Annotated in this window: 17 protein-coding genes and 1 riboswitch; of the genes, 9 read left to right on the top strand and 8 right to left on the bottom strand. The window is 70.6% G+C overall.

Annotated elements, in window-relative coordinates:
* Positions 1-199: 199 nt before the first annotated feature.
* Both ACIOWN_RS10635 and ACIOWN_RS10640 read right to left on the bottom strand, forming a co-directional pair.
* Positions 200-1,378 (bottom strand): cystathionine gamma-lyase, encoded by a 1,179-nt coding sequence (locus tag ACIOWN_RS10635; protein WP_401981522.1) that lies wholly within the window; start codon positions 1,376-1,378, stop codon positions 200-202.
* A 97-nt stretch (positions 1,379-1,475) separates the two neighbouring features.
* The gene (locus ACIOWN_RS10640; protein WP_362356798.1) at positions 1,476-1,853 is read right to left on the bottom strand and encodes a phage holin family protein; all 378 of its coding nucleotides are present in this window, start codon (positions 1,851-1,853) and stop codon (positions 1,476-1,478) included.
* 48 nt (positions 1,854-1,901) lie between these two features.
* Between ACIOWN_RS10640 and ACIOWN_RS10645 the strand changes: the two genes are divergently transcribed.
* From ACIOWN_RS10645 to ACIOWN_RS10660, 4 genes are all read left to right on the top strand, one after another.
* Positions 1,902-2,219, top strand: a complete 318-nt coding sequence (locus ACIOWN_RS10645) for a cupin domain-containing protein (protein ID WP_100570493.1) — start codon at positions 1,902-1,904, stop codon at positions 2,217-2,219.
* Between the two features lie 178 nt (positions 2,220-2,397).
* The gene (locus ACIOWN_RS10650) at positions 2,398-2,610 is read left to right on the top strand and encodes a DUF5326 family protein (RefSeq protein WP_362356802.1); all 213 of its coding nucleotides are present in this window, start codon (positions 2,398-2,400) and stop codon (positions 2,608-2,610) included.
* Positions 2,611-2,806: 196 nt separating this feature from the next.
* On the top strand, positions 2,807-3,706 hold the full coding sequence (locus ACIOWN_RS10655; protein ID WP_401981526.1) for an IclR family transcriptional regulator: 900 nt from the start codon (positions 2,807-2,809) through the stop codon (positions 3,704-3,706).
* A 95-nt stretch (positions 3,707-3,801) separates the two neighbouring features.
* Complete coding sequence (locus tag ACIOWN_RS10660; RefSeq protein ID WP_362356806.1) at positions 3,802-4,239, top strand: SsgA family sporulation/cell division regulator; 438 nt, start codon at positions 3,802-3,804, stop codon at positions 4,237-4,239.
* A 110-nt stretch (positions 4,240-4,349) separates the two neighbouring features.
* Here ACIOWN_RS10660 and ACIOWN_RS10665 read toward each other — a convergent pair whose 3' ends face one another.
* On the bottom strand, positions 4,350-5,840 hold the full coding sequence (locus tag ACIOWN_RS10665; protein ID WP_362356808.1) for a YibE/F family protein: 1,491 nt from the start codon (positions 5,838-5,840) through the stop codon (positions 4,350-4,352).
* A 71-nt stretch (positions 5,841-5,911) separates the two neighbouring features.
* A riboswitch (TPP riboswitch) is annotated at positions 5,912-6,089 on the top strand.
* Between ACIOWN_RS10665 and thiC the strand changes: the two genes are divergently transcribed.
* Complete coding sequence (gene thiC / locus ACIOWN_RS10670; protein WP_401981529.1) at positions 6,082-7,914, top strand: phosphomethylpyrimidine synthase ThiC; 1,833 nt, start codon at positions 6,082-6,084, stop codon at positions 7,912-7,914. (Overlaps the previous riboswitch by 8 nt.)
* Positions 7,915-8,039: 125 nt before the next feature.
* Here the strand turns inward: thiC and ACIOWN_RS10675 are convergent, their stop codons facing one another.
* The 3 genes from ACIOWN_RS10675 to ACIOWN_RS10685 all read right to left on the bottom strand — a co-directional run bounded on the left by ACIOWN_RS10675 (position 8,040) and on the right by ACIOWN_RS10685 (position 11,545).
* Positions 8,040-8,900, bottom strand: coding sequence for a hypothetical protein (locus tag ACIOWN_RS10675; RefSeq protein WP_401981532.1), 861 nt, complete (start codon positions 8,898-8,900; stop codon positions 8,040-8,042).
* A 182-nt stretch (positions 8,901-9,082) separates the two neighbouring features.
* Positions 9,083-10,180 (bottom strand): metallophosphoesterase, encoded by a 1,098-nt coding sequence (locus ACIOWN_RS10680; protein ID WP_362356814.1) that lies wholly within the window; start codon positions 10,178-10,180, stop codon positions 9,083-9,085.
* A gap of 252 nt (positions 10,181-10,432) precedes the next feature.
* Positions 10,433-11,545, bottom strand: coding sequence for a LacI family DNA-binding transcriptional regulator (locus ACIOWN_RS10685; RefSeq protein WP_362356816.1), 1,113 nt, complete (start codon positions 11,543-11,545; stop codon positions 10,433-10,435).
* Positions 11,546-11,966: 421 nt separating this feature from the next.
* Here ACIOWN_RS10685 and hisC point away from each other — a divergent pair, with 421 nt between their 5' ends.
* From hisC to cydD, 4 genes are all read left to right on the top strand, one after another.
* Positions 11,967-13,046, top strand: coding sequence for a histidinol-phosphate transaminase (gene hisC / locus ACIOWN_RS10690; RefSeq protein WP_362356818.1), 1,080 nt, complete (start codon positions 11,967-11,969; stop codon positions 13,044-13,046).
* A gap of 291 nt (positions 13,047-13,337) precedes the next feature.
* Positions 13,338-14,846: a cytochrome ubiquinol oxidase subunit I gene (locus ACIOWN_RS10695; RefSeq protein WP_401981536.1), complete on the top strand. Its 1,509-nt coding sequence runs from the start codon at positions 13,338-13,340 to the stop codon at positions 14,844-14,846.
* A 20-nt stretch (positions 14,847-14,866) separates the two neighbouring features.
* Positions 14,867-15,871 carry a cytochrome d ubiquinol oxidase subunit II gene (cydB, locus tag ACIOWN_RS10700; RefSeq protein WP_362356822.1) on the top strand — a complete coding sequence of 335 codons (1,005 nt, stop codon included), beginning with the start codon at positions 14,867-14,869 and terminating at the stop codon, positions 15,869-15,871.
* 59 nt (positions 15,872-15,930) lie between these two features.
* Entirely contained in the window at positions 15,931-19,443 is a 3,513-nt protein-coding gene (gene cydD, locus ACIOWN_RS10705) for a thiol reductant ABC exporter subunit CydD (protein WP_401981539.1), read from the top strand.
* A gap of 54 nt (positions 19,444-19,497) precedes the next feature.
* Here the strand turns inward: cydD and ACIOWN_RS10710 are convergent, their stop codons facing one another.
* Together ACIOWN_RS10710 and ACIOWN_RS10715 are read right to left on the bottom strand one after the other, a co-directional pair.
* The gene (locus ACIOWN_RS10710) at positions 19,498-20,406 is read right to left on the bottom strand and encodes a Cof-type HAD-IIB family hydrolase (protein WP_362356823.1); all 909 of its coding nucleotides are present in this window, start codon (positions 20,404-20,406) and stop codon (positions 19,498-19,500) included.
* Between the two features lie 67 nt (positions 20,407-20,473).
* Positions 20,474-21,376: an LLM class flavin-dependent oxidoreductase gene (locus tag ACIOWN_RS10715; RefSeq protein ID WP_401981542.1), complete on the bottom strand. Its 903-nt coding sequence runs from the start codon at positions 21,374-21,376 to the stop codon at positions 20,474-20,476.
* Between the last annotated feature and the right edge of the window lie 11 nt (positions 21,377-21,387).

Below are 21,387 nucleotides of genomic sequence, written 5' to 3' on the forward strand. Positions count from 1 at the left end.
CCCCGGCCCCGCCCAACTATAAATATGTCGATAGGTCTCTGTCGCTACCGTGATTGGACACTGACGGACAGTCAACTAGCCTTGTTCGCGCGGTTCTTGCGCGCGGAACCGAGGGCGGTCCGAGCCACGAGGGGGGAGGCTCGGACCGTCCGCCCTGCATGGATGGAAGCGGGCGGGAGCGGCCGGTGTCCGCGAAGCGTCAGCCGGCCGGCTCCGCCGACTCCTCCAGCGCCCGCAGTACATCCGCCACCAGGTCCTCGGGGTCCTCGGCGCCGACGGACATCCGGATGAAGCCCTCCGGCACCGCGTCACCGCCCCAGCGTCCGCGCCGCTCGGCGGTGGAGCGTACCCCGCCGAAGCTCGTCGCGGGGTCCACGAGCCGCAGGGTGTCGAGGAAACGCTCGGCACGCGCACGCGTGGGCAGCGTGAAGGACACCACGCACCCGTAGCGCCGCATCTGCCGTGCGGCGGTCCTGTGCGAGGGGTCGTCGGGCAGCCCGGGGTAGCGCAGCCCGGTCACCTCAGGCCGTCCGCGCAGCGCCTCGGCGAGAGCGAGGGCGGAGGCGTTCTGCCGGTCGACGCGGAGTTGCAGGGTGGCGATCGAACGGTGGGCGAGCCAGGCCTCCATCGGCCCCGGGATCGCGCCGGCGATCTTGCGCCAGCGGCGTACGGCCGCCATGGCCTCGCCGTCGGGGCCGACGACGTATCCCAGCAGGATGTCGCCGTGCCCGGTGAGCTGCTTGGTGCCGCTGGCCACGGAGAAGTTCGCGCCCAGAGCCAGCGGCCGCTGTCCGAGCGGGGTGGCCAGCGTGTTGTCGACGGCGACCAGGGCGCCACGCGCGTGTGCCGCCTCGACCAGCCGCCGGATGTCGCACACGTCCAGCCCCGGGTTCGACGGGGACTCGATCCACAGCAGCCGTGCCCCGTCCAGCGCGTCGAGCTGGGCGTCCCCGCCGGTCGGTGCCGTGCGCACCTCGATCCCGTACTCCTGAAGCTGCTCACGTACCAGGGGCAGCGCCTGGTAGCCGTCGCTGGGCAGCACCACCGTGTCCCCGGTGCGCAGCTGGGAGAAGAGCACCGACGAGATGGCGGCCATGCCGGAGGCGAACACCAGCGTCTCGACGCCGTCCTGCCCGGGTGCCTCCAGCTCGCCGATGGCGCGCTCCAGCAGCGTCCAGGTCGGGTTCTCGTCGCGGCCGTAGGTGTAGGGGCCCGTGGGGTCGCCCGGCAGATGGAAGTGGGCGGCGAACACCGGCCCCGGAAGCGTCGGTTCGTGCTTGACCGGCTCGGGCAGCCCGGCCCGCACCGCACGTGTTCCGTCACCCGCGCCGGTGGGGAAACGGGGCTGCTCCCGCGTGCCCGCAGCGGAGTCGTTCATGCCGCCTGCCTTCCTTCGCCTGCTGTTCGTCCTGCGGTGGGCCGAGCGCGGCCCGCCGCCCACTTCCTGCTCGGAAGTGCTTCCTCGGTCCCTCGGGTCAGTCCTCGTCCGGCAGAACCAGGTTCAGCGCCCAGGAGACGACCGAGACGATCAGACCGCCCAGGACGGCCGTCCAGAAGCCGTCGACGTGGAAGCTCAGATGGAGCTTGCCGCACACCCACGACGTCAACAGCAGCATCAGCGCGTTGACCACGAGGGTGATCAGGCCCAGTGTGAGGATGAACAACGGGAAGGTCAGTACCTTCACCACCGGCTTGACCAGGAAGTTCACCAGCCCGAAGATCAGGGCGACGACGATCAGCGTGCCGGCCTTCTTGGCTGTGCTGTCCCCGGTCAGGGTGATCTTGTCGAGCACCCATACGGCGACCGCCAGGGCGCCCGCGTTGGCGATCGTCTTGACTACGAAATTCTTCATGTGTCTGATCGTGGCAGACCAGATCGACTACGAGTACGGGCGAGGGCGATGAAGGCATTCCGGCTGGACGAACTGGAGACGGAACGAGCCGCCAACGAGGGCGCCTACCTTCAGTTCCTGCGCGAGCGGAACATGTCGGTCGGGCTGTACGCGCTCGACGCGGGCGGGCAGGACCCGCAGAAGCCGCACAACCAGGACGAGGTGTACTTCGTCGTCAGCGGCCGCGCCTCCATCACGGTCGGTCTGGAGACGACCGAGGTGGCGCGCGGCAGCGTGGTGTACGTGCCGGCCGGAGTCGCCCACAAGTTCCACCACATCAGCGAGGATCTGCGGGTCCTGGTGGTGTTCTCTCCCCCGGAAGCCTGAGGCGGCGTCTCGGGGTTCCCTAGGGGACCGGTCAGGGCAGGACAAGGGGCGCGAGGGCCCCGCGGGCGCCCTCCCGGCTCTAGCATCGAACGCAGAACACCGGCAGGGTCCGCACCGGGGAGTGCGAGCCGCCGACAGGACCCGGCCCCGAGCCGGCGGAGAGATGAGGACGAGGGCAATGCGAGAGATCTTCGCGGGTCTGCCGTGGTGGGTGAAGTGGATCGCGGTGCCCGTCATCGCTCTGGTCGTCTTCGGCGGCGTGATAGCGAGCGTGATCGGCTTCGTGGTCTGGCTGCTGTTCAAGGTGCTGATCTTCGTGGCCCTGGTCGGCGGGCTGATCTACATCGTGCGCAAGTTCCTGATGGGTTCGTCCTCGCGCAGCGACTGGTGAGTGCCAGGGGCAACCGGTGGCCGGTAACGGGAATCGCCGGTTCCCTCGCGGGAGGGAAGTTTGGCGGACAAGCCGTCCGTGTGCGGTGACAGGCGGATAGGGTCCGGAGATCGACGCGGGGGGCCGGCCCCCGCGGGCGCGCACACCCCCATCGTGTTCCCGCACGGCTGCCCCCTCGCGCTACGGGAGTGACCCCTTGGCCACGGCTGACACCGCACCCGCAGAACGGCACGCGCCGCCCGCACCCCGGGGGCCGTCCCGCTCGACGGCCCTCCCGGCACAACCGCGTTCGTCGGCCCCCGTGGAACGGCCCGGGGCCACGGTCCCGGAGCAGCCACGGCCCCAGCAGCCCCCGACCCTCATCGGGTCCGTGCAGCGCGCGATGCGCCTGCTGGAGACCGTCGCGCGGCACGAGCACGGAGCGCCCGCGAAACAGCTCGCCCGTGAGACGGGCCTGGCGCTGCCCACCGCCTACCACTTGCTGCGCACCCTCGTCCACGAGGGCTATCTGTGCCGCGACCGGGGCCTGTTCTTCCTCGGCGAGGCCGCTGAACGACTGAGCAGCAGCGGAGCGGCGCAGAAACGTCGCAGCACGATCGTCGAGGCGCTCGCCCAGTGGCGGGACTCCATCGGTGCCCCGGTGTACTACGCGATGTACCGCGAGGGCGAGATCGAGCTCATGTGCGTCTCCGCCACCGCGGCCGCCCCGGCGGTCGAGGAATGGGCCGGTTTCCGCGAGACCGGGCACGCGCACGCGATCGGCCAGTGCCTGCTGTCCCAGCTGGACGACAGGGCCCGCCGCGACCATCTCGACCGCTACCCCGTGCAGTCCCTCACCCCGTACACGGTCCGTGACGGCCACTCGGTGCTGCGGCGTCTGGAACGCATCCGGCCGATGGAACCGGTGACCGAGCGGCAGGAGTACGCGCTGGGGACGGTCTGCGCGGCGATCCCCATCACAGTGGGCACCACGGCGGCCGCGATGGCCCTCTCCCTGCCGGCCCACCAGGCGGACCGGCTGCTGCCCGCCGCGCGCCAGTTGCAACGCGAGGTCGGACGGCGTCTGGGCTCTCTGGCGCTCTCTATCAGTATCTGAAAACTCACTCCTTGTGATCTGGTGTGTACGTTCAGCAAGATGCACCAGTCACGGGATGGATTCCCGGCCAGTCGACGGCAAACACCGGGGTAGCGATGCGCGAGTCCGTACAGGCAGAGGTCATGATGAGCTTTCTCGTGTCCGAGGAGCTCTCCTTCCGCATCCCGGTGGAGTTGCGGTACGAGACCTGTGATCCCTATGCCGTACGGCTGACCTTTCATCTGCCCGGAGACGCCCCGGTGACCTGGGTGTTCGGACGGGAACTGCTGATCGACGGGGTGGGGACCCCGTGCGGTGACGGCGATGTGCGCATCTCACCGGCCGGCCGCGACTCGCTGAGCGCGGTCCTGATCCGGCTTCAGGTCGGTGGCGACCGGGCGCTGTTCCGCTCCTCGACGGCGCCCCTGGTGGCGTTCCTGGACCGTACGGACAAGCTGGTGCCCCTGGGGCAGGAGGGCGCGCTGGCCGACTTCGACGCCCACCTCGACGAAGCCCTGGACCGCATCCTGGCGGAGGAACAGAGCGCGGGCTGAGCCCTCGCGGCAGGCGGCACGGGCGCTGCCGTAACGCTTCGCCACGGCGCCAGGGTGTGCAGGAACGCTTCGCCGGTCGCCCGGGACGCAGACAGCCCCCGGGCCCGGCGTCAGCGCCTGCGGCGCCTGCCCCTTGCGCCGCGCGCCGGAGCGGGCAGGGCGGCCGGTGCCGCGGCCTCCATCAGTCCCGGACGGTCGGCCGAGACCACGAGTGCCGCCAGCGCCGTGGTGACCGGCACCGAGGCGACCAGGCCGATCGAGCCCACCAGCGTGCGCACGATCTCCTCCGCGACGAGTTCACTGGTGGCGACTGTCGTCACACCGCTCTGTGCGATGGAGAACAGCAGCAGCAGGGGGAGCGCCGCACCCGCGTACGCGAGGACGAGGGTGTTGACGACGGAGGCGATGTGATCGCGTCCGATGCGGATGCCCGCGCGATACAGCTCGCGCCGGCCCATCGCGGGGTTGGCCTCGTGCAACTCCCAGACCGCCGAGGTCTGGGTCACCGTCACATCGTCCAGAACGCCGAGCGAGCCGATGATGACACCGGCGAGCAGCAGGCCGCTCATGTCTATCGACGGATACAGGCCGTGGATCAGTCCGGTGCTGTCGTCGGTGTTGCCGGTCAGCGCGGCCCAGCCGATGAACAGGGAGCCCAGAAAGCCGATCAGCATCAGCGAGATCAGCGTGCCGAGTACCGCGACCGAGGTACGTGCGGACAGGCCATGGCACATGTACAGCGCGATCAGCATGATGGCGCTGGCCCCCACCACCGCCACCACCAGTGGGTTCGATCCCTGAAGGACCGCGGGCAGGATGAAGAGGTTCAGCACCAGGAAGCTGATGGCCAGCGCGACCAGCGCCATGACGCCCCGCATCCGCCCGACGACCACGACGGCGAGTGCGAAGACACCGGCCAGCAGTGCCATCGGGAAGCGCCGGTCGACGTCGGTGACCGAGTACTGCAAATCCTTGGGTGCTGAGGGCTCGTAGGCGACCACGACCTTCTCGCCCTGATGCAGCTGCCGGGACTGGTCGGGCTGCACGATCTCGGTGAAGGTACGGCCCTTGTCGCTGCCGGTATCCACCCGGATCGTGGCCTTCTTGCAGGCCCCGGACTGCTGCTGCTGTGCTGAGGAGCCCTCGGCGGTGGAGGTGTCGCCGGTCGGTGCGTCCCCGGAGGCGTTCACCGACCCGCAGCTGACCTCGAGCACCTCGACGACGGTGGCCTGCTGGGTCTGCCGGTCGAAGCCGACGCCGGTGCGCTCGTGCGACGGGGCCCCGCCCGGCCACAGGACGGCGAGTCCGGCCACCACCAGGGCGGCGAACGGAATCAGGATCGCGGCGATCACCTTGCGGAGGTGCTTCGACACGGGTGCGGCGGGCCCGTGGCTGTGACTGTGCCCGTGTCCGCCACCGCTCCCCGGGCCGTGCCCGTGGTCGTTCCCCGGGCCGTGCCCGCCCCCGGTCGCGGGGCCGTGCCCGTGGCCGGTACCGGCGCCATGCCCATGGCTCGTGCCAGTGGCTTCCTGACCGTGCCGGAAGTCCTGTTCGCGCCGGGGTTCGGGCGGCGGATGGGGGAACTGCTCTGTCGTGGTCACCGCCCGATCATCGCAAGAACGGGACAGGCCCACTGTTCACCGCGCCACAATGGACGCTAGCGTGGTGGCACCTTTGCACACGCGGGAGCTCGGAGCACCGGGCTGAGAGGGCGCTGACCTCCGTCTTCGCGATGTTTCACGTGGAACGTGCGATGTTTCACACGAGACGCCGACAGACGGACACCGCTGCGTCGACCGCCGAACCTGTTACCGGGTAATGCCGGCGTAGGGAGTAGGTCTCATGACCAACAAGGACGTACGCACGCCTGCCTCCAAGCAGATCTCCGGCGGCGCGGAGCAGATCGCTTCCGCCGCTTCCGGCGAGGAGGCCGGGAAGTCCATCGGCTGGCACAAGGGCTACGTGGAGGGCTCACGGCCCGATCTGCGGGTGCCGGTCCGTCAGGTGCACCTCAGCAACGGGCAGTCGGTCACGCTGTACGACACCTCCGGCCCGTACACCGATCCGCTCGTCGGCACCGATGTCCGCAGGGGCCTGCCGCCGTCGCGGGAGAACTGGATCGTGGCCCGCGGCGACACCGAGGAGTACGCGGGCCGTCCGGTCCGCCCCGAGGACGACGGAATCAAGCACACCTCGCCGCGCGGCGGTCTGCGCAACCTCGACGCGGTGTTCCCCGGAAGGCCGCGCCAGCCCCGCCGCGGCCGTGACGGCCGAGCCGTGACACAACTCGGGTACGCGCGCCGCGGGGAGATCACTCCGGAGATGGAGTTCGTGGCCATCCGGGAGAACGTCGCTCCCGAGACGGTCCGCGAGGAGATCGCGGCAGGCCGTGCGGTGCTGCCGGCCAACGTCAACCACCCGGAGATCGAGCCGATGATCATCGGCAAGCGGTTCCTGGTGAAGGTCAACGCCAACATCGGCAACTCCGCGGTGACCTCCTCCATCGAGGAGGAGGTGGAGAAGATGACCTGGGCGACCCGCTGGGGCGCCGACACGGTCATGGACCTCTCCACCGGCCGCAACATCCACACCACCCGGGAGTGGGTGCTGCGCAACTCCCCCGTCCCCATCGGCACGGTCCCGCTCTACCAGGCCCTGGAGAAGGTGGACGGCAGGGCCGAGGAATTGACCTGGGAGATCTACAAGGACACCGTCGTCGAGCAGGCCGAGCAGGGCGTGGACTACATGACCGTCCACGCCGGGGTGCGCCTCGCCCATGTGCCGCTCACCGCGAACCGCAAGACCGGCATCGTCTCGCGCGGCGGCTCGATCATGGCCGCCTGGTGCCTGGCGCACCACAAGGAGTCGTTCCTCTACGAGAACTTCGAGGAGCTCTGCGAGATCCTCGCCGCCTACGATGTCACCTACTCGTTGGGCGACGGGCTCCGGCCCGGCTCGATCGCGGACGCCAACGACGAGGCCCAGTTCGCGGAACTGCGCACGCTCGGGGAACTCGGCCGGATCGCCAGGCGTTTGAACGTACAGACCATGATCGAGGGCCCGGGGCACGTCCCGATGCACAAGATCAAGGAGAACATCGACCTTCAGCAGGAGATCTGCGATGAGGCTCCGTTCTATACGCTCGGCCCGCTGACGACGGACGTCGCACCGGCGTACGACCACATCACCTCCGGCATCGGCGCGGCGATGATCGCCTGGTGGGGCACGGCGATGCTCTGCTACGTCACGCCCAAGGAGCACCTGGGCCTGCCCAACCGCGACGACGTCAAGACCGGCGTCATCACCTACAAGATCGCCGCCCATGCGGCCGACCTCGCCAAGGGGCACCCGGGCGCCCAGGAGTGGGACGACGCGCTGTCCGACGCCCGCTTCGAGTTCCGGTGGGAGGACCAGTTCAACCTCGCCCTCGACCCGGACACGGCACGGGAGTTCCACGACGAGACCCTCCCGGCGGAACCCGCCAAGACGGCCCACTTCTGCTCGATGTGCGGCCCGAAGTTCTGCTCGATGAAGATCAGCCAAAGCATCACAGAGCGGTTCGGTGGTGCGGCGGCCGAGGGTGCCACGGCGGAGGAGATCGCCGAGGGCATGCTGCAGAAGTCGAAGGAGTTCGCGGAGGCGGGGAACCGGGTGTACCTGCCGATCGCCGACTGACGCAAGGCGGGGCGGTGCTCTTCGCGAGTGGGCAAGGGCACCGCTCCGGATTGCTCTCGGGACGTGCGCCCGCCGCCGGTGGGGGCGGGGACGAGAGTGTCGCGTCGGGGAGACTCCGGTGGCGGTCACTCCGGCTGGTGTTCCGGGCCTCCGAAGTCCGGGCTGCTGAAGTCGGGGCTGGAGAAGCGCGGGCGGCGGGTCGGGGCTCCGTCGTCCGGGCTGCTGAAACCCGGCCGGTCGTAGCCGAGTTGCGGCATGCGGCCGGTCGGTGCCGCCGGGCCCGCATACCCCGGCGAGGGGGAGCGGGGGGCGGCGAGCGCCTCGCGCAGGAACGGCAGGATGCCCCGTTCGAGCAGGGCCTCCTGCCAGGCCTCCCTCGCCTGGGCCACCTCCTCACCCAGTCCGGCGTAGGCGCCGCTGTCGAGCGAGGGACGGTTGCGCAGCGCGGTGAGCAGCAGCCCGGCCGCGGCGGCGAGGATCGCGGCCGCGGTCAGGGCGCCGAACACCCAGCCCACCGTGATCATGGACTGGGCGAATGCCTGGGCAGGGTCCAGCATCCTCAGGAGGTAGCCGAGGAGCAGGAAGAGGGCCGCGGCGGTGCCGGCGAGGACGGGGGCGAGCACTGCGACGACGGCGCCCGCGCCAGCGCCGTGGGTCTCGGCGGCCTCGCCCATGGTGGCGGCCGGTCGGACCGGCCCGTCCGGCTCCGCCGAGCCGGCCCCGGCCAGGGAGGACGGGACGGCCGGCGCCGGCCGTCGCAGTTCCTCGCGGAGCTTGACGTAGTGGTGGTACTCGGTCGCCGCGGCCGCCGTTATGACTGCGGTGGCGCTCAGTGCCATGGTGCGCAGTTGTTCCGAGTTGAGCCGCTGCCCGGCAGCGGCCGCTTCCGGGTGGTGTGGGGCGGAGCGCAGCGCCTCATCGAGGATCCGCTCGTATTCCTGGCGGTCCTCGCTCAGCAGGTGCTGCGGAACGCTGTTCATGTGCATCCCCCGATGCTCCGTAGGGCTTGGGGCTCGCATGGCGGCGAGCCGTCGGGCAGAAACGGAGGGGAGCCTGCTACGGATAAGCCGATGGTAGAGCCGTGACGGCGCGCGGTGACAGGGGGTTTCCACAAATTGGGTGGCGACCTGCGCGGTCGTCTCCGCGGGGCGGGCTGCCCGGTGAACGGTCAGATACCGAGGGGCAGTTGCTCGACCAGCAGTTTTCCGGCCATGGTCACGCCACCGTCCATCGCGATGGCGAGTCCGTCGGCGTAGACGTGCGGTCCCTCCACGACCGGACCCGCGGACTCCTCGCCCTCCTCGGTGCCGACTTCGCCCAGCAGATAGGGAATGGGGCTGTGTCCGTGAACGATGCGGGTGCCGCCGTACGTATCGAGCAGGGAGCGTACGGCGTCGGAGCCGCCCTCGTCGCGGAAGGAGAAGCGCTTGGTGAACTTGCGGAACAGCTCCCAGACTTCGTTCACGTCGTTGCGGGTGAGCGTCTCGCGGACGGTGTCGTTGACCTCTTCGATCGAGGCGCCGTACTCGAGGTAGGAGGTGGTGTCCGAGTGCACGAGCAGGTAGCCGTCGACCGCCTCGACGGCGTCGAGACGCGCCATCCACTGCAGGTGGTGGTCCTGGAGGCGGTCCATGTCGGACTTCTGGCCGCCGTTGAGCAGCCAGGCCGCCTGGAAGGTCGCGGTGCCCGCGCCGGAGTTGACGGGGGTGTCGCCGAACCGCTTGGCGCCGAGCAGCAGCAGCTCGTGGTTGCCCATGAGGGCCTTGCAGTAGCCGCCGGCCGCGGCCGCCTCGGCGGACAGCCGCATCACGAGGTCGATGACGCCGATGCCGTCCGGGCCGCGGTCGGTGAAGTCGCCGAGGAACCACAGCCGCGCGGTGCCCGCGCACCACTGGCCGGCGGAGTCGACGAGTCCCTTGGCCTGGAGCGCGGCGATCAGCTGGTCGAGGTAGCCGTGCACGTCACCGACGACGTAGAGGGGGCCCGGGGCGGCGGCGGACTGCCGGGTCGGCGCGGAGACCGGCTCGACCGCCGCCTGAAGCGTGTCACCGCGCTTGATGACTGGCAGGTCGCGCTCGGTGGGCGTGTACGCGGCCGAGTAGCCCTCCTTGGGCGCCGCGGTGGCCTTGCCGGCCGGCCGGGCCGTCTCGGCGGGATGCGTGCCGTGGGCGTACGGGCCGGCCTCGTTCACGTACGCGGGGACCCGGAAGTCGCGCAGCGTAGCCGTCCGCTCCACCTCGGGTCCCTGACCGGCCCCCTGAGTCATCGACCCCTCCACCATCGCGCCGCCTCTGCACCGCTTCGGACTGCCTGGTCGCAGCGGCCCGCGGTGTCGTGGGCCCATCATAGGAACGCGGATCGCGCCATGTGATGACCCAGGGGTGGTGAATCGGGACTGGACTCCGGTTCACCGTGGCTTTCGCCCCGATTGGGCAGTCTTCGGCGGCCCCGCGGCCACCCGAGTCCCGGGCGGCCGCGAGGTCACTCGTGTCCTGCGCGGCACGGCGGCCACTGCTCCCTAGCGGTCCTCCGACACGCGGGGCGGGCTGACCGTCCTGCGCTGGGTGCGCCGCTGCGACGAGGTGCGCACGATCAGCTCGGTCGGTATGACCTGCTCGACCGGATGGTCCGACTCGACCCCTTCGATCGCGTCGATGAGGAGCTGGACGACCGCCGTGCCGATCCGGCGCGGCTTCAGGGAGAGCGTGGTGATGGGCGGCTCGGTGCTGGCGTACACCGTGGACTCGCTGCAGCACACCAGCAGGAGGTCGTCGGGGACGCGCAGGCCGTAGCGGCGGGCGGCGGCGAGCAGGTCGGTGCCGTTGGGGTCGAACAGTCCGTAGACCGCGTCGGGCCGGTCGGGGCGGGCCAGCAGCCGGTCGGCGGCGACGGCGCCCGCGCACGGGTCGTGGGCGGGGTAGGCCTCGTACACCGGGTCCTGGCCGACGCGCTTGCACCACTGGAGGTAGGCGGTCGTCGACAGGTGGGTGTAGGTGTCCGTCGTGGTGCCGGTGAGCAGGCCGATGCGGCGGGCGCCGGCCTCGGCGAGGTGGTCGAGGATGCCGAGGACGGCGGCTTCGTGGTCGTTGTCGACCCAGGCGGTGACCGGGAGCGCCCCGGCCGGGCGGCCGTCGCTGACCACTGGTAAGCCCTGCCGCACCAGTTCGCTGACGACGGGGTCCTGGTCGGAGGGGTCGATGACGACCGTGCCGTCCAGGGCGACGTTCGACCACACGTCGTGGCGCGAGGTCGCGGGCAGGATGACGAGGGCGTAGCCGCGGGCGAGCGCGGCCGAGGTGGCCGCGCGGGCCATCTCGGCGAAGTACGCGAACTCGGTGAAGGTGAAAGGTTCATCCCCGTACGTGGTCACGGTCAGGCCGATGAGGCCGGACTTGCCGGTACGGAGCGTGCGGGCCGCGGCCGAGGGGCGGTATCCCAGCCGGTCGGCGACTTCGCGGACATGGCGCCGGGTGGCGTCGGGGAGCCGTCCCTTGCCGTTGAGGGCGTCGGAGACGGTCGTGATGGAGACTCCGGCGGCGGCGGCCACGTCTCTGATGCCCGCCCGGCCCGGCCGGCTTCCTCGGCGTGAGGTTTCCGCGCGGCTCACCTGGTGCTTCCCTGCTGCTGTCATGGCGAGCCGATAGTAGGGCTCTTGCGGTGGGGTAGTGCGGACGCATATGCACCCGTTGGCAGGCACGTTTCTGCATGGCCATTCGGGTCCAAGCTCCTTTGAATCCATGTCAGTTGCCCGGTTTCGTGTTGGGACGTGACCTGGCGGCACGCATGGACCTGTCGAGCCCTCGATGTCTCGAAGAGGTCTCAACTCACCTGCACGGGGGATGCGCGCCACGGCGCAAGCCACCGGCGCGTAGATATATGTGTGACGCGCCCCCCAATTCGTACGTCTTCGTACGGGCGTGCCGTCGATGTCGGTGTGACGGACACGGCCGGCCCTCGCGCGAGGTGCCGGCCGCCGACCCATACGCAGCGGCGCCCAATCCTCTTAAGGTGTGCAGTATTGGATGCCGGTGGTGGTCACGAGGAGGACTGCGGTGAGCGAGACAAGCCCGAAGCTGCGTGCTGAGCTGGAGGGTATCCCCACCTACAAGCCGGGGAAGCCCGCCGCTGCCGGCGGTCCGGTGGCGTACAAGCTGTCCTCGAACGAGAACCCCTATCCGCCCCTGCCGGGGGTCATGGAGACGGTGACGACGGCCGCCGCCGCCTTCAACCGCTACCCGGACATGGCGTGCACGGGCCTGACCAACGAGCTGGCCGAGCGTTTCGCCGTGCCGGCCTCGCACGTGGCCACGGGCACCGGTTCCGTCGGTGTCGCCCAGCAGCTGATCCAGGCCACCAGCGGCCCCGGCGACGAGGTCATGTACGCCTGGCGGTCCTTCGAGGCGTACCCGATCATCACGCAGATCAGCGGGGCGACCTCCGTGCAGGTCCCGCTGACGCCCGGTGACGTGCACGACCTGGACGCGATGGCGGACGCGATCACCGAACGCACGCGTCTGATCTTCGTCTGCAACCCGAACAACCCGACCGGCACGGTGGTGCGGCGGGCCGAGCTGGAGCGGTTCCTCGACCGCGTGCCCTCCGACGTGCTGGTGGTCCTGGACGAGGCCTACCGCGAGTTCATCCGCGATGCCGAGGTGCCGGACGGCGTGACGCTCTACCGCGACCGCCCGAACGTCTGCGTGCTGCGCACGTTCTCGAAGGCGTACGGCCTCGCCGGGCTGCGCGTCGGCTTCGCCATCGCCCACGAGCCGGTCGCGGCGGCGCTGCGCAAGACGGCCGTGCCGTTCGGAGTCAGCCAGCTCGCGCAGGAGGCGGCGATCGCCTCACTGCGCGCCGAGGACGAGCTGCTGGGACGGGTCGGTTCGCTGGTCTGCGAGCGCACCCGGGTGGTCGACGCGCTGCGCGCACAGGGCTGGACGGTGCCCGAGACGCACGCCAACTTCGTGTGGCTGCGGCTGGGGGAGCGGACGGTCCCCTTCGCCGAGGCCTGCGAGCGGGCCGGCGTGGTGGTCCGGCCGTTCCCGGGTGAGGGCGTGCGGGTGACCGTCGGGGAGGCCGAGGCGAACGACATCTTCCTGAAGACGGCGGAGGCGTTCCGCAAGGAGATCTGATCCGGCCATGTCCGGTCCGGCCAGGACTGATCAGGTTGCGCCTGATCCGGGCCGGGCCCGATCCGGTCGGGGACGAGTCGGTCCTCGGTCGGCCGAAGACGACGCGGTAGCGCGTGAGAAGGGGGTCCCCCCGGGTTTTGGGGGGACCCCCTTCCCCGTCTGAAAATCGGTGGGTCATAATTGCTTGTGAATGTGAACGCGTTCACAAGCGAGTCCGATTGTTGCCTGTTGTGCAGGTCACATCGGGATCAACCGCCGCCGTGACCGCGGTGACGTAAGGAGAGTGACGACGTGAACCTGGCGTTGGCGCCGGAGACACTGGCGCGCTGGCAGTTCGGCATCACGACCGTCTACCACTTCCTGTTCGTTCCCCTGACGATCTCGCTGGCCGCCCTGACGGCCGGACTGCAGACCGCCTGGGTGCGCACGGAGAAGGAGAAGTACCTCAGGGCCACCAAGTTCTGGGGCAAGCTCTTCCTGATCAACATCGCCATGGGCGTGGTCACCGGTATCGTGCAGGAGTTCCAGTTCGGCATGAACTGGTCGGACTACTCCCGCTTCGTCGGTGACATCTTCGGCGCCCCGCTCGCCTTCGAGGCACTGATCGCGTTCTTCTTCGAGTCCACGTTCATCGGACTGTGGATCTTCGGCTGGGACAAGCTGCCCAAGAGGATCCACCTGGCCTGCATGTGGATGGTGTCGCTCGGCACGATCCTGTCGGCGTACTTCATCCTCGCGGCCAACTCCTGGATGCAGCACCCCGTCGGCTACCGGATCAACGAGGCCAAGGGCCGCGCCGAACTCACCGACTTCTGGGCGGTGCTGACCCAGAACACGGCGCTCAGCCAGGCCTTCCACACGCTCTCGGCCGCCTTCCTGACGGGTGGCGCCTTCATGGTCGGCATCGCCGCCTACCACCTCACCCGCAAGAAGCACGTGCGCGAGATGAAGACCTCGCTGCGGCTAGGCCTGGTCACGGTCGTCATCGCCGGCCTGCTCACCGCGGTCAGCGGTGACGTCCTCGGCAAGGTCATGTTCAAGCAGCAGCCGATGAAGATGGCCGCGGCCGAGGCGCTGTGGGACGGACAGGCGCCGGCGCCGTTCTCGGTCTTCGCCTACGGCGATGTGGACAAGGGCCACAACACGGTGGCCATCGAGATACCCGGCCTGCTCTCCTTCCTGGCCAACGACGACTTCACCTCCCACGTCCCCGGCATCAACGACGTCAACAAGGCCGAGCAGGAGCGGTTCGGGCCCGGCGACTACCGGCCCAACATCCCCGTCGCCTACTGGGGATTCCGCTGGATGATCGGGTTCGGCATGGCGTCCTTCGCCATCGGCCTCGCGGGGCTGTGGCTGACCCGCAAGAAGTTCCTGCTGCCGCGGCATCTGCGGGTCGGCGACGACGAGGTGCCCCATCTGGCGCTGCTGCCGAACAAGGCGCTCAGCCCGAAGCTGACCACCTGGTACTGGCGCATCGCGATCTGGACGCTGGCCTTCCCGCTGATCGCCAACTCCTGGGGCTGGATCTTCACCGAGATGGGCCGTCAGCCCTGGGTCGTCTACGGCGTGCTGCAGACCCGGCACGCGGTCTCCCCCGGTGTCTCCCAGGGCGAGGTCCTCACCTCGATGACCGTCTTCACGCTGCTCTACGCCGTCCTCGCCGTGATCGAGGTCAAGCTGCTGGCGAAGTACGTGAAGGCCGGCCCGCCCGAGCTGACGGAGGCCGACCTCAACCCGCCCACGAAGATCGGCGGCTACGAGCGTGACGCCGACAAGCCGATGGCCTTCTCGTACTAGGCCGAGGGAGCTGCACAGCCATGGAACTGCACGACGTCTGGTTCGTCCTCATCGCCGTCCTGTGGACCGGCTACTTCTTCCTGGAGGGTTTCGACTTCGGGGTCGGCATCCTCACCAAGCTGCTGGCCCGGAACCGGCCCGAGAAGCGGGTGCTGATCAACACCATCGGTCCGGTCTGGGACGGCAACGAGGTCTGGCTGCTCACGGCGGGCGGCGCCACCTTCGCCGCCTTCCCGGAGTGGTACGCCACCCTCTTCTCCGGCTTCTACCTGCCGCTGCTCGTGATCCTGGTCTGCCTGATCGTGCGCGGAGTCGCCTTCGAGTACCGGGTCAAGCGGCCCGAGGAGAACTGGCAGCGCAACTGGGAGAACGCGATCTTCTGGAGCTCGCTGATCCCCGCCTTCCTGTGGGGCGTCGCCTTCGGCAACATCGTGCACGGTGTGAAGATCGACCGGAACCTCGAGTACGTCGGCGGGGTCGGAGACCTGCTCAACCCCTACGCGCTCCTCGGCGGCCTGGTCACCCTGACGCTGTTCACCTTCCACGGCACGGTGTTCACGGCCCTGAAGACCGTCGGTGACATCCGCGAGCGGGCGCGAAAGCTGGCCCTGCGCGTGGGGCTGCTGACGGCCGTGGCGGCGCTGGTCTTCCTGCTGTGGACCCAGGCTCACACGGGCAACGGCAGGAGCCTGGTGGCGCTCGTCGTGGCGGTGGTCACCCTGGTGTCCGCGCTGGCGGCGAGCCAGGCGAAGCGTGAGGGCTGGGCGTTCGCGCTGTCGGGCGTCACCATCGTGGCCGCCGTGGCGATGCTGTTCCTGTCGCTCTTCCCGAACGTCATGCCGTCCACGCTCAACGCGGACTGGAGTCTGACGGTCACCAACGCCTCGTCCAGCCCGTACACCCTGAAAATCATGACCTGGTGCGCCGGGATCGCCATGCCGATCATCCTGCTCTACCAGGGGTGGACCTACTGGGTGTTCCGCAAGCGGATCGGCACGCAGCACCTCGCCGAACCCGCGCACTGAGTCCGATGAGGGTGTGTTTCACGTGAAACACACCCTCGGGGCCGAAGGGCATGTTCTCCATGAAACCGATCGATCCGCGACTTCTGCGTCACGCCGGTGCCACCCGGCTCTTCCTGGTGGCCGTCGTCGGACTGGGCGCCGTCGGGGCATGCCTGGTCATCGCTCAGGCGATGCTCATCGCCGAGGTGGTGGTGGGCGCCTTCCAGCACCGGATGCCGGTCGCCGAACTGCGCACGGCCCTGCTGCAGTTGGCCCTCGTCGCCTGTGGCCGTGCGCTGGTCTCCTGGCTGACCGAGCTGGCCGCGCACCGGGCGAGCGCGGCGGTGAAGTCCGAGCTGCGCGGGCGACTGCTGGAGCGTGCGGCGGCGCTCGGCCCCGGCTGGCTGAGCGGGCAGCGCACGGGCTCGCTCGTGGCCCTGGCGACGCGAGGTGTCGACGCCCTGGACGACTACTTCTCGCGCTATCTGCCGCAGTTGGGGCTGGCCGTGGCCGTCCCGGTGGCGGTGCTCGCCCGGATCGTCACCGAGGACTGGGTCTCGGCGGCCATCATCATCGCCACCCTGCCCCTCATCCCCGTCTTCATGATGCTGATCGGCTGGGCCACGCAGTCCCGTATGGACCGCCAGTGGCGGCTGCTGTCCCAGCTGTCGGGCCACTTCCTGGACGTCGTCGCCGGACTGCCGACCCTGAAGGTGTTCGGCCGGGCCAAGGCACAGGCGGAGTCGATCCGGCGGATCACCGGGGAGTACCGGCGGGCGACCATGCGCACGCTGCGGATCGCCTTCCTGTCCTCCTTCGCCCTGGAACTGCTCGCCACGCTGTCGGTGGCGCTGGTCGCCGTGACGATCGGTATGCGGCTCGTGAGCGGCGACATGGACCTCTACACCGGACTGGTCATCCTGGTGCTCGCGCCCGAGGCGTACCTGCCGCTGCGTCAGGTGGGCGCGCAGTACCACGCGGCGGCGGAAGGACTGGCTGCCGCCGAGGAGATCTTCGCCGTGCTGGAGACCCCCGTACCCGAGTCCGGCACCGGGGACGTGCCCACCGGCGCCCTGACCTTCGAGGACGTCAGCGTCCGTTATCCAGGGCGGTCCGCGGACGCGGTGACGGATGTGTCCTTCTCCGTGCGGCCGGGGGAGACGGTCGCGCTCGTCGGGCCGAGCGGCGCGGGCAAGTCCACTCTGCTGAACGTCCTGCTGGGATTCGTGAAGCCCAGCGCGGGCCGGGTGCGCGTCGCGGAAGCCGATCTCGCCGACGTCGACCTGGAGCAGTGGCGCTCGCGCATCGCCTGGGTTCCACAGCGGCCGCATCTGTACGCGGGAACGATCGCCGAGAACGTACGGCTGGCCCGGCCCGACGCGGACGACACCACTGTGCGCCGGGCGCTCGCCGACGCCGGTGCGCTGGAGTTCGTGGACGCGCTGCCGGAGGCAATGGAAACCCGGCTCGGAGAGGACGGAACCGGGCTCTCCGCCGGGCAGCGGCAGCGGCTCGCGCTCGCCCGGGCCTTCCTCGCCGACCGGCCCGTCCTGCTGCTCGACGAGCCGACGGCCGCCCTGGACGGAGCGACCGAGGCGGAAGTCGTGGACGCGGTACGGCGGCTGTCCTCGGGCCGGACGGTGCTGCTCGTGGTGCACAGGCCCGCACTGCTGGACGTGGCGGACCGAGTCGTGCCTCTCGACGGGACCGAGTCCGCCGGGCCGGCGCCGGCCGTGCCCCGCACCGCCCGGACACACGCCGCCGGAACACGCTCCGTGCGAACGGCGGAGACCGGACCGGTTTCCGCCCCGGTTGATTCCGCGACCGAGGCCACCACCGTCGCGCGAGGCGTCCTCGCCCGGGTGCGGGCCATGTCCGGCCCCCGGCGTGGCCGGCTCGCCCTCGCCCTGCTGCTGGGCAGCCTGGCACTCGGCAGCGCGGTCGGGCTGATGGCCACCTCCGGGTGGCTCATCTCCCGGGCGTCCCAGCAGCCGCCCGTGCTGTACCTGATGGTGGCCGTCACGGCGACCAGGGCCTTCGGCATCGGGCGTGCGGTCTTCCGGTACGCGGAGCGGCTGGTCTCGCACGACGCGGTGCTGCGGATGCTCGCCGACACACGGGTCGCCGTCCACCGGAGACTGGAGCGGCTGGCGCCCGCCGGGCTGCGCCGGATGCGCCGCGGCGACCTGCTGACACGGCTCGTCGCCGACGTGGACGCGCTCCAGGACTACTGGCTGCGCTGGCTGCTGCCCGCCGGTGCGGCACTGACCGTGTCCGCCGCCACCGTCGCCTTCACGGCCTGGCTCCTGCCGGAGGCCGGGGCGGTGCTCGCGGCCGGCCTGCTCGCGGCCGGGGCAGGCGTCCCGCTGATCACCGCGGCCGTGGCCCGGCGCGCCGAGCACCGGCTCGCCCCGGCGCGCGGCGCCCTGGCCACCCGCGTGACCGAACTGCTCACCGGAACCGCCGAACTGACCGTCGCCGGCGCCCTGCCCGCCCGCACCGCCGAGACCCGGCGGGCCGACCGGCTGCTCACCCGGATCGACTCGCGTGCCGCCACCGCCACCGCGCTCGGCGACGGGCTGACCGCGCTGGTCTCCGGACTGACCGTCGCCGCGGCCGCCCTGGTCGGCGCCCAGGCGGTCGCCGACGGGCGGCTCGGCGGCGTGACCATGGCCGTTGTCGTCCTCACCCCGCTCGCCGCCTTCGAAGCGGTCCTCGGCATGCCGCTCGCCGTACGCCACCGGCACCGGGTACGCCGTAGCGCGGAGCGGGTCCACGAGGTCCTGGACGCCCCCGAGCCCGTCCGTGAACCGGAGCGGCCCCTGCCGGCGCCCGCCTCGCCGTTCCCGCTCACCGTCAGCGACCTGACGGCGCGGTACGCGGGGCAGAACCGGGCGGCGCTCACCGGAGTCGACCTGACGCTCCAGGAGGGCCGCAGGGTCGCCGTGGTCGGGCCGTCCGGCTCCGGCAAGACGACGCTCGCCCAGGTACTGCTGCGCTTTCTCGACGCGGAGGCGGGCACGTACACCCTCGGCGGCGTCGACGCCCGAGCCCTGGCCGGCGACGACGTACGGCGGCTGGTCGGCCTGTGCGCCCAGGACGCGCACCTCTTCGACAGCTCCGTTCGCGAGAACCTGCTGCTCGCGAAGAAGGACGCGACCGAGGCAGACCTGCGGGACGCCCTCGCCCGGGCCCGGCTGCTCGGCTGGGTCGACGCCCTGCCCGACGGTCTCGACACGCTCGTCGGCGAGCACGGTGCCCGGCTGTCGGGCGGCCAGCGTCAGCGGCTGGCCCTGGCCCGCGCGCTGCTCGCCGACTTCCCGGTGCTGGTGCTCGACGAACCCGCCGAACACCTCGACCTGGCGACCGCCGACGCGCTCACCGCCGATCTGCTGGCCGCCACCGAGGGCCGTACGACGCTGCTCATCACCCACCGTCTGGCCGGGCTGGAGGCCGTGGACGAGGTGATCGTCCTCGACGAGGGGCGCGTCGTCCAGCGGGGACCGTACGCGGAACTGGCCGTGCTGCCGGGACCGCTGCGGCGGATGGTCGAACGGGAGACGCAGACGGAGCTGCTGGTGGGCGTGGGGTAGCGGCTCGTTCGCGGGCCGCCCCCCGGCGGGCCGCCCCCCGGCGGGCGGCCCCCGCTACGGCCGCTCCCCCAGCAACCGCTCGATGATGACGGCGACGCCGTCCTCGTTGTTGGCGACCGTCCGTCCGGACGCCGCGGCGATCGCGGCGGGGTGCGCGTTGCCCATGGCGTAGGACCGGCCGGCCCAGGTGAGCATCTCGACGTCGTTCGGCATGTCGCCGAAGGCGACGACCTCCTCCTGGGAGATGCCGCGCTCGGCACAGCACAGGGCCAGAGTGCTCGCCTTGGAGACGCCCGGACCGCTGATCTCCAGCAGGGCGCTGGGGCTGGACCGGGTGATGGAGACGTGCTCGCCGGCGGCGAGGCGGGCGACGGCGAGGAAGGCGTCGGGGTCCAGCGTGGGGTGGTGGGCGAGGATCTTCAGGATCGGCTGGTCGGTACCGACTCCGCCCGGCACCAGCAGCGCCTCGGCCGGTGCGAGGACGTCGGGCAGCTCCATGTGCAGCTTCGGATAGGCCGGCTCCTGGTAGAAGCCGTAGGTCTGCTCCACCGCGAACATCGTGCCCGGAGCCGCCTCGCGCACCAGCCGTACGGCGTCCAGCGCGGTCTCCCGGGCCAGCTCGCGCACCTTCACGAAGCGGTGGGCGCCGGGACCGCCGTGCAGGTCGACCACGGCGGCGCCGTTGCCGCAGATCGCCAGACCATGGCCGTGGACGTGGTCGCTGACCACGTCCATCCAGCGGGCCGGGCGGCCGGTGACGAAGAAGACCTCGATGCCCGCCTCCTCGGCCGCCGCCAGGGCGGCGATCGTGCGCGGGGAGACCGACTTGTCGTCGCGCAGCAGGGTGCCGTCGAGATCGGTGGCGATCAGCCGAGGCGGGAAGCCGGGGGTGCCCCCCGGCTCGAACGAGGTCGAGAGCTGGGGTGAGGCCGGGGTCTCTGGCTGTCGAGTCGCTGAGGTCACCGCGTCATTGTCGCCTATATGTCCGCACGATCGTGCGAGAGTTCGCACATCTGAGGGGTTGCCTCGGTCACGTCAGCTGGGAGGGCGCTTCCATGGCGATCCGCTCGAAGACCTTCTGGTCCGCGGCGAAGTCCGAGTCGGGGATCGGCCAGTGGATCACGATCTCGGCGAAGCCCAGCTCCCGGTGGCGGCCCGCGAAGTCGACGAACGCGTCCAGGGACTCCAGCGGACGCCCGCGGTCGGGGGTGAATCCGGTGAGCAGGATCTTGTCGAGCTCGGAGGCGTCACGGCCCGCAGCGGCGCACGCGTCCGCGAGCTTCTCGGTCTGGGCGCGAAGGGCCTGCACGGACTGCTCCGGCGTGCTGTTCTCGTAGAGCTTCGGGTCACCCGTGGTCACCCAGGCCTGTCCGTACCGTGCGGCGAGCCGCAGCCCGCGTGGCCCGGTCGCGGCCACGGCGAACGGCAGCCGGGGGCGCTGCGCGCAGCCGGGGATGTTGCGCGCCTCGTGCGCCGCGTAGAAGTCGCCCTCGTACGACACCGCGTCCTCGGTCAGCAGCTGGTCGAGCAGCGCGACGAACTCGGCGAAGCGGTCGGCCCGCTCCCGCGGCGTCCAGGGCTCCTGCCCGAGGGCGGTGGCATCGAAGCCGGTGCCGCCCGCGCCGATGCCGAGTGTGATCCGGCCCCCGGAGATGTCGTCGAGGGAGATCAGTTCCTTGGCGAGAGTGACCGGGTGCCGGAAGTTCGGCGAGGTCACGAGGGTGCCCAGCCGCATCCGCTCCGTCACGGCCGCGGCGGCGGTCAGTGTCGGCACGGCTCCGAACCACGGGCCGTCGCGGAAGCTGCGCCAGGACAGGTGGTCGTAGGTGTAGGCGGCGTGGAAGCCGAGCTGTTCGGCACGTGTCCATGCCGAACGGCCGCCCTCGTGCCAGCGGCGATACGGAAGGATCACGGTGCTCAGGCGCAAACTCATGGAACCGAGAC

Source organism: Streptomyces sp. NPDC087787 (assembly GCF_044743035.1).
In the GTDB taxonomy this organism is placed as follows: Bacteria; Actinomycetota; Actinomycetes; order Streptomycetales; family Streptomycetaceae; genus Streptomyces.

Coding starts and splice junctions, on each gene's coding strand:
- ACIOWN_RS10635 (WP_401981522.1), bottom strand. CDS start 1,378: ATGAACGACTCCGCTGCGGGCACGCGGGAGCAGCCCCGTTTCCCCACC.
- ACIOWN_RS10640 (WP_362356798.1), bottom strand. CDS start 1,853: ATGAAGAATTTCGTAGTCAAGACGATCGCCAACGCGGGCGCCCTGGCG.
- ACIOWN_RS10645 (WP_100570493.1), top strand. CDS start 1,902: ATGAAGGCATTCCGGCTGGACGAACTGGAGACGGAACGAGCCGCCAAC.
- ACIOWN_RS10650 (WP_362356802.1), top strand. CDS start 2,398: ATGCGAGAGATCTTCGCGGGTCTGCCGTGGTGGGTGAAGTGGATCGCG.
- ACIOWN_RS10660 (WP_362356806.1), top strand. CDS start 3,802: ATGCGCGAGTCCGTACAGGCAGAGGTCATGATGAGCTTTCTCGTGTCC.
- thiC (WP_401981529.1), top strand. CDS start 6,082: ATGACCAACAAGGACGTACGCACGCCTGCCTCCAAGCAGATCTCCGGC.
- ACIOWN_RS10675 (WP_401981532.1), bottom strand. CDS start 8,900: ATGCACATGAACAGCGTTCCGCAGCACCTGCTGAGCGAGGACCGCCAG.
- ACIOWN_RS10680 (WP_362356814.1), bottom strand. CDS start 10,180: ATGACTCAGGGGGCCGGTCAGGGACCCGAGGTGGAGCGGACGGCTACG.
- ACIOWN_RS10685 (WP_362356816.1), bottom strand. CDS start 11,545: ATGACAGCAGCAGGGAAGCACCAGGTGAGCCGCGCGGAAACCTCACGC.
- cydB (WP_362356822.1), top strand. CDS start 14,867: ATGGAACTGCACGACGTCTGGTTCGTCCTCATCGCCGTCCTGTGGACC.
- cydD (WP_401981539.1), top strand. CDS start 15,931: ATGAAACCGATCGATCCGCGACTTCTGCGTCACGCCGGTGCCACCCGG.
- ACIOWN_RS10715 (WP_401981542.1), bottom strand. CDS start 21,376: ATGAGTTTGCGCCTGAGCACCGTGATCCTTCCGTATCGCCGCTGGCAC.